Here is an 8620-nt window from a genome sequence, read left to right as displayed (position 1 = left end):
AGGACCGTGAAACAACTTTGCGCCGATGATAGTGCTGCAACCAGTGTGAAAGTAGGTTATCGTCAGGCTTGTTATTCGCAGTAGAGAAAAACCCCGTCAGCAATGGCGGGGTTTTTTTTCGTCGGGCGGTTTTGGCTGGCATTGCCCGATCCCGCCTACAATGACGGTATGCGCATTCTGATCATTGAAGACAACCCCGATATTCTCGCCAATCTCTACGCCTACCTGGAAGCCAAGGGTCATGTGCTCGATTCGGCCATGAATGGCTATGCGGGCCTGGCCTTGCTGGCCCAGCATGAATACGATGTGATCGTGCTCGATGTCATGCTGCCTGGTCTGACTGGCCTGGAACTGTGCCAGAAACTGCGCGGCGAATTGCGCAATAGCACGCCAGTGCTGATGTTGACGGCGCGCGATACCCTGCAAGACAAGGTCGCCGGCTTTGACAGCGGCGCCGACGACTATCTGGTCAAGCCGTTCTCGCTGCTGGAATTGGAAATCCGCCTGAAAGCCTTGCTGCGCCGCGCGCGCGGGCAAACGACTGCCACTGCCGTGCTGGCGGTGGGCGAACTGCGTTTCGATACGGAAAAATTCGAAGTCCAGCGCGCCGGCCACGCATTGACCTTGACCAAGACCGGCTACATCATCCTGAAGTGCCTGATGAGCGAAGCGCCCAAGCTGGTGCCGCGCGAGATGCTCGAGCATGAAGTCTGGGGGGATGACCGTCCCGACAGCGACGCCCTGCGCACGCACATCCATGCGCTGCGGCAGGCGCTCGACAAACCCTATGCCTTTCCCATGCTGCGCACGATTCCCGGCATCGGCTATAAATTACTGAGTAGCGATGCGCCCGTTTAAATCGCTGAAACGGCGCATCATCGTCGCCTATCTGTTGTTTGCCGTGGCGGCGAGTATCTTTTTTGCCATTATCGCGGCCATTGCCGTCGAAGGCATCGAGGTGCGCCTGGTCGACGCGCGCCTGAAGGAAGTGGCGGCCTGGGCCTCGCCCAGGCATGCGGCCGGTTTGCCTGTCGAGATGCCGGCCGGCTTGAGTTTTCATCATGCCGAAGACACGCCGTTGCCCTTGCGTGGCCTGGCGCCCGGCATGCACGAGAAAACCGTCGATGGCGTCGATTTGCACGTGCTGGTCGGCAGCGATGTTCATGGCGAATTCGTCGTCATCGATCATGCCACCGAATATGAAAAGATCGAGCTGGTGGTGTACAGCATGTTTGCCCTCGGTTTTATTGGTTTCCTGATTTGTGCTTCGTTGCTGGGCGCCTTCATCGCCAACCGCCTGATCACGCCGATCATGTCGCTGACGCAGGCCGTCAAGGCGGGACAGGCAGCCTTGCCGTTGCAGGACAGCGCCGATGAATTGGGCATACTGGCGCGCGCTTTTGCTGCGCGTACGGCGGAGTTGACCGAAGTTCTCGACCGCGAGCGCTTTTTTACAGGCGACGTCAGTCATGAACTGCGCACGCCGCTGACCGTGATCACGGGGGCGGCGGAAATCCTCATGGAGCAGGGCGCCGATGCGCCGCTGGTGCGCTCCGCTTCAGAACGCATCTACCGGGCTGCGCGTGAAGCGACCGATTCCGTGACGGTGCTGCTGCGCCTGGCACGCGCGCCCGAATTGCTGGAATGCGCGTCGCTGTCCGTGGCGGAACTGGCGCGGCAGGAATGCCTGCGCTTCCAATCGCATACGGCCGGCAAATCGCTTAGCCTTGTGTTTGCGGGCGGCGAAGATTTCCTGGTCAACGCCCCCCGTGAATTGCTGGCGGCCGCCATTGGCAACCTGGTGCGCAACGCCTGCCAGTACACCTTGCAGGGGGAGGTGACCGTGCGCCTGACCGGACGCGCGCTGATCGTCGAGGATACGGGCCCGGGCTTGCCCGAAGCGGCACGCGCGCGCCTGCTGCATCAACCGATACCGGCCAATCTGGGCGGTTCTTCAGGGACAGGGCTGGGCCTGGGACTGGTTCAACGCATCTGCCTGTATCTGGGCGCGGACCTGGCATTCAGTGTCCGCCCCGCCGGCGGCAGCGTGCTGCGGATTGATTTCATTTAAGCCTGCTTTTTGCGTGCACTTCACGAAAACTTAACGCCTTGTTGACGCGTAATTCATGCCGGCACTTGTAAGGTGAGGCAGGAAGCTCGTCTTGTCCCGTCCCCGTTGTGAACGGCGGGCGGCGTCATGTTCTCTTCATATTGACACTGTACGATGACTTTCATGGTTGCAGCTCTGTGCGGCCAGTCCCTTTCATCTCATCAAGTAATGTGTGCACCCATGTTGTCCAAGCTTAAACTCGTCAAAACTCCCAAAGGCATTGATAGCGTCCTGATGTTGTCGGCCATGCTGATACTCTGGATCGGCAATTACAGCAACCTCGACCTCATCATCGCCGATAGCATGTTCGACGGCGCGCGCGGGCAATTTATTGGTGCCGGCAGTGCGCTGGCGGGCAGTTTTCAGTTTGGCATGACCTTGCTTGGCGCCGCCGTGATCGGTCTGGCCATCTGGGACACTTTGCGTCCGCTGGCCTGGCTTGCATCGCGCCGCAGCGCCTTGCGCGTCGTGGCCCTGTCGGCCGTCTTGGTGCCGCTAAGCATTTATTTCCTCTCTTCCTTCAGCGATGTACCTTGCCCCACGGATTTGCTGCGCTATGGCGGACTGGAACCGTACGCGCGTCTGCTGGAAACCTTGCCAGCCAGCGCATCTGCCATGGCCTGCCTGCCCGCTACCCAGGCGAATACTGCCTGGTGGATGCTGGCCTTGCCACTGTTCTGTCTGCCTGGGCGGCCACGCACGGCGCTGCTGCTTGCCGGTGTCATGCTGCTGTGCGGTTTGGCGGCAGGCTGGCAGCAACAGTTGCAAGGTACGCAATTTTTCACGCACACCTTGTGGTCGGCCTGGATCGCTTCTTTCCTGATTTATCTCCTGCACAACTTGTTCCGGGCCGAGGACGCGTTGGCCTGAAACACAAAAGTACGTCACAATCTGCCTGTCGAGTTGTCGTTTCATACAAAAACAGGAGCACCATGAACGAGCAGATTGCGAGAGAAGTGGTATTGGTCCGGGCTATCGAGACGGCTGACCAGAAAAAAGAAGTCCTCGGCGAGGATGACCGCATGTATGCGAGCCGCAGCGCGCGTGAGCTTGCGCAGTGGCAAGCTTCGGGCAAGCAGGCTGAGGTCACGGGTGACGATTTCCTGCAGCAGCGTTCCGAGCTGATCATCAAGCGCATCACCGAGCGTACGCCGGCCTTCGCCGCCTTCGCGAAGCGTCGCAACGGCATGAAGACCCTGGCGCTGATCCTGCCATTGCTGGCCTTGCTGCTGGGTGCCGGGCTGGACCGCATCACCGATCCGCACCGCGTCGATCTGCTGTCGGCGCCCTTGCTGCTGATCATCGCCTGGAACGTGCTGGTATATCTGGGCTTGCTGATCTGGCTATGCATCCCCTCGCATGCGCTTGGCTGGCCGAAAGCGGGGCTGGTGCGCCACCTGAGCGTGGGCCGCCTGGCCTTGCCGCGCAAGTTGCCGCATGCCCTGTCTTCAGGCTTGCTCAGTTTCATGGGGGAATGGGCGCACCTGAGTGCCAAGCTGACGGCCGCGCGCCTGAGCCGTACCATCCACCTGAGCGCCGCCATGTTTGCCATCGGCGCCGTCGCCTCGCTGTATGCGCGCGGCTTCCTGTCGCAATATGCGGCCGGCTGGGAAAGCACTTTCCTGAATGCAGGCCAGGTGCACAGTCTGCTTTCCACCCTGTTTGCGCCGGCTATTGCGCTGTTTCACTTGCAAGGCTTTTCGCTGGCGGAAATCGAAGCGCTGCGTTTCCCGCAAACGACAACCGTGGAAGGCGGCGCGCGCTGGGTGCATCTGTATGCGGCAACGATCTTCCTGCTGGTCGTCGTCCCCCGTCTGATCCTGGCCTTGCTCAACAACTGGCGCGCAGCGCGCCTGGCCAAGCACTTTCCGCTGGATTTAGATCAGCCATATTTCCGCAAGCTCAATGAAAGCATCGGCGTGGCCACGGGCGGCATGCTGCGCGTCTTGCCCTACAGCTTTACGGTCGATGAGGCGCGCCACAAGGGGCTGGGCCAGCTGTCCATCATGCTGTTTGGAGAGCAAGGACGCATGATGCTGCGTCCATCGACGTCGTATGGCGAAGAGCCGCAGGATGTCTTGCGCGGCACGGACTTGAACGATCCGCAAGTCAATATCACGGCCGTGCTGTTCAACCTGACGGCGACGCCGGAAAAGGAAAATCACGGCGCCTTCCTCGACTACCTGGTGCAATCGTCGGCGCGCGGCATCGCCGTCCTGATCGACGAATCGAGCTACCTGGAGCACGCGGGCGAGCAGGCGGACAATGCTGCCCGTTTGGCGGAAAGAGTCGCCTTGTGGCAGCAGTTCTGCCAGTTCCATAAGACCCCGGCCACCCTGGTCAATTTGCTCAATCCTGCCTTGCACCCGCTCGATGCCGGTGTCGGCTTGAAAGTATCGGCTGCAGCATGAGTGTGAATGTGAATAAAGATGTGCAGGACGATGCGGTGCAGATTCAGTTTGCGCTGATTTCGCATACAAATAATGGCAAGACGACCCTGGCGCGCACCCTGGTGGGCGTCGACATCGGCGAAGTGCGCGACGCCGCCCACGTGACCGTGTTTGCGGAATCGCATACCTTGCTGGCCACGCCGCAGGGCGATGCCTTGCAACTGTGGGATACGCCAGGCTTTGGCGATTCCGTACGCCTGCTCAAGCGCCTGGGGCAATCGGGCAATCCCATCGGCTGGTTCCTGCGCGAAGTGCTGGACCGTTACCGCGATCGTCCGTTCTGGCTCAGCCAGCAAGCGCTGCGCACGGCCAAGGACGCGGCTGACGTGGTGCTGTATTTGATGAATTCATCGGAAAATCCCAGGGACGCGGGCTACTTGCCGGCGGAAATGAAAATCCTCGAGTGGCTGGGCAAACCCGTGGTCGTCTTGCTCAATCAGATGGGGCCGCCAAGGCCAGGCAATGAGGAAGATGGCGAGCAGGCGCGCTGGCGCGAACATTTGCAGCAGTATCCGATCGTGCGCGACGTCCTGGCGCTCGATGCCTTTGCCCGCTGCTGGGTGCATGAGCGCGTGTTTTACGAAGCCGTGGGCAAGTTGCTGCCGCAGTCGCAGCAAGCTGGCTATGCGCGCTTGTTTGCTACCTGGCAAGCGCAAAATACGGCGCGTTTCCAGCAGGCCATGCATTTGCTGGCCACGCAGCTGGCCGCGGCAGGCCAGGATCGCGAAGCCATCGAGTCCGTCTCCAAGGGTTTGCTGAAATCGGCCTTGCAGGTGGTGGGTATTGGCAAGAATGCAGAGCAACAACGTCAGGAAAAGGCGATGGCCAGCCTGGTGACGCGGCTCAATACGCGCAGCAGTGACACCACGCGTGAACTGTTGATCTTGCACAAACTCGATCCGACCGATGCGCATAAGATCAATGCACGGGTACGCGATAATTTTGCCGTGCGCGCACCGATTGACAAGGCGCAAGCGGGGTTGTTGGGCGCCATGATTTCCGGCGCTGCGACAGGCTTGTCGGCCGACCTGATTTCCGGCGGCCTGACCTTGGGCACGGGCGCGCTGCTGGGCGGCGTGGTCGGCGCACTGACGTTTGCAGGGGCTGCCTGGGGTTTTAATTCCGGCACGGAGCGCAATGAGCCCACCATGCAATTTACGGACGCCTTCCTGCGTACCTTGGTCGTGGCTGGCGTGCTGCGTTATCTGGCGGTGGCGCACTTTGGCCGTGGCCGCGGCAATTTCGTCGAAGGCGAAGCGCCGGCGTTCTGGCAAGATGAAGTCGAGCAAGCGGTAGCGCGCCATGACACGGCTTTGGTCGAGTTGTGGAAAGAGGTGCGCCGGGAAAAATCGCCGGAGCAAGCCGCAGAGCGCGTCGTTCCCGTGATGGCCGCCATCACCTCCGATACCTTGGCGCGTCTGTATCCGGACGTGGCGCGCCTGGTCTAGCGCATCAGGCGCGGGCTTGCAGCCACTGTTGCAGGAATTGCACGCAGGCCCTGACCTTGGCCGAGTTCGACAACCGCGAGGTGGTCACCGCCCATACATCGGCAGCCTGCTGATACGCGGGCAAAATGCGCACCAGCTTGCCTTGCGTCAGGCTGCTTTCCACATCCCATGCCGAACGCAAGATGATGCCGTGGCCATCCAGCGCCCATTGATGGACGATTTCGCCATTGTTGGCCGAAAGCGGCCCATCGACTTTCACGGTTTCCGGCCCGTGCGGCCCTTGCAGTTTCCAGCGCCGCCCATCCTGGTCGCGCTCGCGCAACTGTGCCAGGGGCGCTGGCGCTCCGCGTTGCTCCAGATAGGCGGGCGCGGCACATAGCACGCGCTGGTTGCTGGCAATGCGGTGGGCGATCAGGTCCGGTTCGTGTACCACGCCAATGCGAATGTCGAGGTCGAAACCTTCGCCCAGCAGGTCAACGGGGCGGTCGAGCAATTCCAGCTGTATTTTCAGGTCTGGGTATTGCCGTGCCAGCTGGGATAGGGCGGGACCGAGCCGGTTGCGCCCGAAACCGGAACTGGAGCAAATGCGCAGCACGCCCTGCGGCTGCAGTTTCGACTGCGTTACCGCTTCCCCCATTTGCTCGATATCTTCCAGAATGCGCTGCGCCCATTGCCGCACGATCTCGCCGTGATCGGTGACACTGACCCGGCGCGTGGTCCGGTGCAGCAGCCGTACTTGCGGCGCCGCTTCCAGCATGCCGATGCGCTTGCTGACGACCGCCTTGGAAATTCCCAGTTCCAGCGCCGTGGCGGCGAAGCTGGTTTTATGGGCGACCTGGCAAAACAGGCGTAAATCTTCCAGCAGCGGCGTATTTTTCATCGATTGACCACGAAATGTGAATTCTGGGGTTATGCGTTCTCTGATTGTATTCTGAGATGGGATCAGTATCATCGACGCATCGATTTCGCATCCATCTATCACCAGGAGAACCCCGTGCCAGCACACAGAATCGCAGTCATCGCCGGCGACGGCATAGGCAATGAAGTCATGCCGGAAGGGCTGCGTGTGGTCGAGGCCGCCGCGCGCCGCTTCAATATCGACTTGCAGTTCACGACAATGGCATGGGCGAATTGCGATTATTACCTGGAGCATGGCCAGATGATGCCCTCGGACTGGTTTGCCCAGCTCAAGGATTTCGACGCCATCTATTTTGGTGCCGTCGGTTGGCCGGACAAGGTGCCCGACCATATTTCCTTATGGGGTTCGCTGTTGAAATTCCGGCGCGAGTTCGATGAATACGTCAACTTGCGGCCCGTGCGGCTGATGCCGGGCGTGCCGTGTCCGCTGGCAAATAAAAAGCCGGGCGATATCGACTTTTATGTGGTGCGTGAAAACACGGAAGGAGAATATTCGTCCGTGGGCGGCCGCATGTTCGAAGGCACCGAGCGTGAAACGGTGCTGCAGGAATCCGTTTTTACGCGCAAGGGTGTCGATCGCATCCTGAAATATGCGTTTGAGCTGGCGCAAAGCCGGCCTAAAAAACACCTGACGTCGGCGACCAAGTCGAATGGCATCGCGATCAGCATGCCATTCTGGGATGAGCGGGTGGAAGCGATGGGCCCCAGCTTTCCCGACGTGCGCTGGGATAAATATCACATCGACATCCTGGCGGCCCGTTTCGTGCTCAGTCCGGAGCGCTTCGACGTGGTGGTGGCATCGAATCTGTTTGGCGACATTCTGTCCGACCTGGGGCCCGCGTGTACGGGCACGATCGCCATCGCGCCGTCGGCCAATATCAATCCGGAGCGCACGTTTCCCTCGGTATTTGAGCCTGTGCATGGTTCCGCTCCCGATATCTATGGCCAGAATATTGCCAACCCGATCGGCATGATCTGGTCGGGCGCCATGATGCTCGACTTCCTCGGCAATGGCGACACCCGTTACACGGCCGCGCATGATGCGATTGTGCGCGCCATCGAACAGGTGCTCGAGCATGGCCCACGTACGCCGGACATGGGCGGCAGCGCCAGTACGACCGAGGTGGGCATGGCGGTTGCCGAATTGCTGAAATAAAGCTTGCCGCCCGTGGGCGGCTTTGCTATAGTTCGCCTCCCCAATGAGACGCAGTCAAATGCGGCACTTGAGGATCACCGGAAACGGCGATGCAGTAAAAAGAAGGAGTTGACGATTGTGCTGAAATGCTTCATACTCTTCCTTCTTCGCAGCTGACAAACACAACGCTTTGTCGATAGCGCGAAAGCAGTACCGAATACAGTTCTTTAACAATTAACAGTCGATAAGTGTGGGCATTTGATGTAGTGCAGCGCCGATCTTCGGATTGGCGTAATACTTAAAATATCAAATGTTCACAAGAAATAATGAAATAGGATACTTCTTCGGAAGTAGCCTGTCAGTTTTTTGAGTGAGCAAACCCCTCGCAATGCGAGGGGTTTGAACTAGTTAAATAGTTCGACCATGCCGGTAAAACGGCAAAGTAACAGAGATTAAACTGAAGAGTTTGATCCTGGCTCAGATTGAACGCTGGCGGCATGCCTTACACATGCAAGTCGAACGGCAGCACGGAGCTTGCTCTGGTGGCGAGTGGCGAACG

7 protein-coding genes and 1 rRNA gene are annotated in these 8620 nt (G+C 59.7%); 7 read left to right on the top strand and 1 reads right to left on the bottom strand.

The features are described 5' to 3' along the window. Positions 1 to 168 precede the first annotated feature (168 nt). The 5 genes from VPH41_RS28375 (at position 169) to VPH41_RS28355 (ending at position 6008) form a co-directional block, all read left to right on the top strand. Positions 169 to 858 carry a response regulator transcription factor gene (locus tag VPH41_RS28375; protein WP_328572276.1) on the top strand — a complete coding sequence of 230 codons (690 nt, stop codon included), beginning with the start codon at positions 169 to 171 and terminating at the stop codon, positions 856 to 858. After that, a complete protein-coding gene (locus VPH41_RS28370) occupies positions 845 to 2071 on the top strand; it encodes a sensor histidine kinase (protein ID WP_328572275.1) in 1227 nt (408 codons plus the stop codon). Before VPH41_RS28375 ends, VPH41_RS28370 begins: the two co-directional genes overlap by 14 nt. Before the next feature lie 153 nt (positions 2072 to 2224). Next, on the top strand, positions 2225 to 2980 hold the full coding sequence (locus VPH41_RS28365; protein ID WP_328572274.1) for an acid phosphatase: 756 nt from the start codon (positions 2225 to 2227) through the stop codon (positions 2978 to 2980). A gap of 62 nt (positions 2981 to 3042) precedes the next feature. Next, positions 3043 to 4521, top strand: a complete 1479-nt coding sequence (locus tag VPH41_RS28360) for a DUF2868 domain-containing protein (protein WP_328572273.1) — start codon at positions 3043 to 3045, stop codon at positions 4519 to 4521. Further along, the gene (locus tag VPH41_RS28355) at positions 4518 to 6008 is read left to right on the top strand and encodes a DUF3482 domain-containing protein (protein ID WP_328572272.1); all 1491 of its coding nucleotides are present in this window, start codon (positions 4518 to 4520) and stop codon (positions 6006 to 6008) included. The genes VPH41_RS28360 and VPH41_RS28355 overlap by 4 nt, the downstream gene beginning before the upstream one ends. 4 nt (positions 6009 to 6012) lie before the next feature. Here VPH41_RS28355 and VPH41_RS28350 read toward each other — a convergent pair whose 3' ends face one another. Further along, positions 6013 to 6888, bottom strand: coding sequence for a LysR family transcriptional regulator (locus tag VPH41_RS28350; protein WP_328572271.1), 876 nt, complete (start codon positions 6886 to 6888; stop codon positions 6013 to 6015). Positions 6889 to 7002: 114 nt separating this feature from the next. On the opposite strand from VPH41_RS28350, the gene VPH41_RS28345 reads away from it, so the two are divergent. Both VPH41_RS28345 and VPH41_RS28340 read left to right on the top strand, forming a co-directional pair. Next, the gene (locus tag VPH41_RS28345) at positions 7003 to 8082 is read left to right on the top strand and encodes a tartrate dehydrogenase (RefSeq protein ID WP_328572270.1); all 1080 of its coding nucleotides are present in this window, start codon (positions 7003 to 7005) and stop codon (positions 8080 to 8082) included. Positions 8083 to 8515: 433 nt separating this feature from the next. Continuing rightward, positions 8516 to 8620: ribosomal RNA gene (locus VPH41_RS28340) — 16S ribosomal RNA — on the top strand; the annotation flags it as partial.

It is taken from the genome of Janthinobacterium sp. P210006 (genome assembly GCF_036231885.1).
Taxonomy (GTDB): Bacteria; Pseudomonadota; Gammaproteobacteria; order Burkholderiales; family Burkholderiaceae_D; genus Janthinobacterium; species Janthinobacterium violaceinigrum.
This window is presented reverse-complemented; position numbering and strand designations above follow the sequence as displayed.

Excerpts from the sequence above, each read along its gene's own strand:
- VPH41_RS28355 (WP_328572272.1), top strand. The coding sequence starts at position 4,518 with ATGAGTGTGAATGTGAATAAAGATGTGCAGGACGATGCGGTGCAGATT.
- VPH41_RS28375 (WP_328572276.1), top strand. The coding sequence starts at position 169 with ATGCGCATTCTGATCATTGAAGACAACCCCGATATTCTCGCCAATCTC.
- VPH41_RS28350 (WP_328572271.1), bottom strand. The coding sequence starts at position 6,888 with ATGAAAAATACGCCGCTGCTGGAAGATTTACGCCTGTTTTGCCAGGTC.
- VPH41_RS28370 (WP_328572275.1), top strand. The coding sequence starts at position 845 with ATGCGCCCGTTTAAATCGCTGAAACGGCGCATCATCGTCGCCTATCTG.
- VPH41_RS28365 (WP_328572274.1), top strand. The coding sequence starts at position 2,225 with ATGACTTTCATGGTTGCAGCTCTGTGCGGCCAGTCCCTTTCATCTCAT.
- VPH41_RS28360 (WP_328572273.1), top strand. The coding sequence starts at position 3,043 with ATGAACGAGCAGATTGCGAGAGAAGTGGTATTGGTCCGGGCTATCGAG.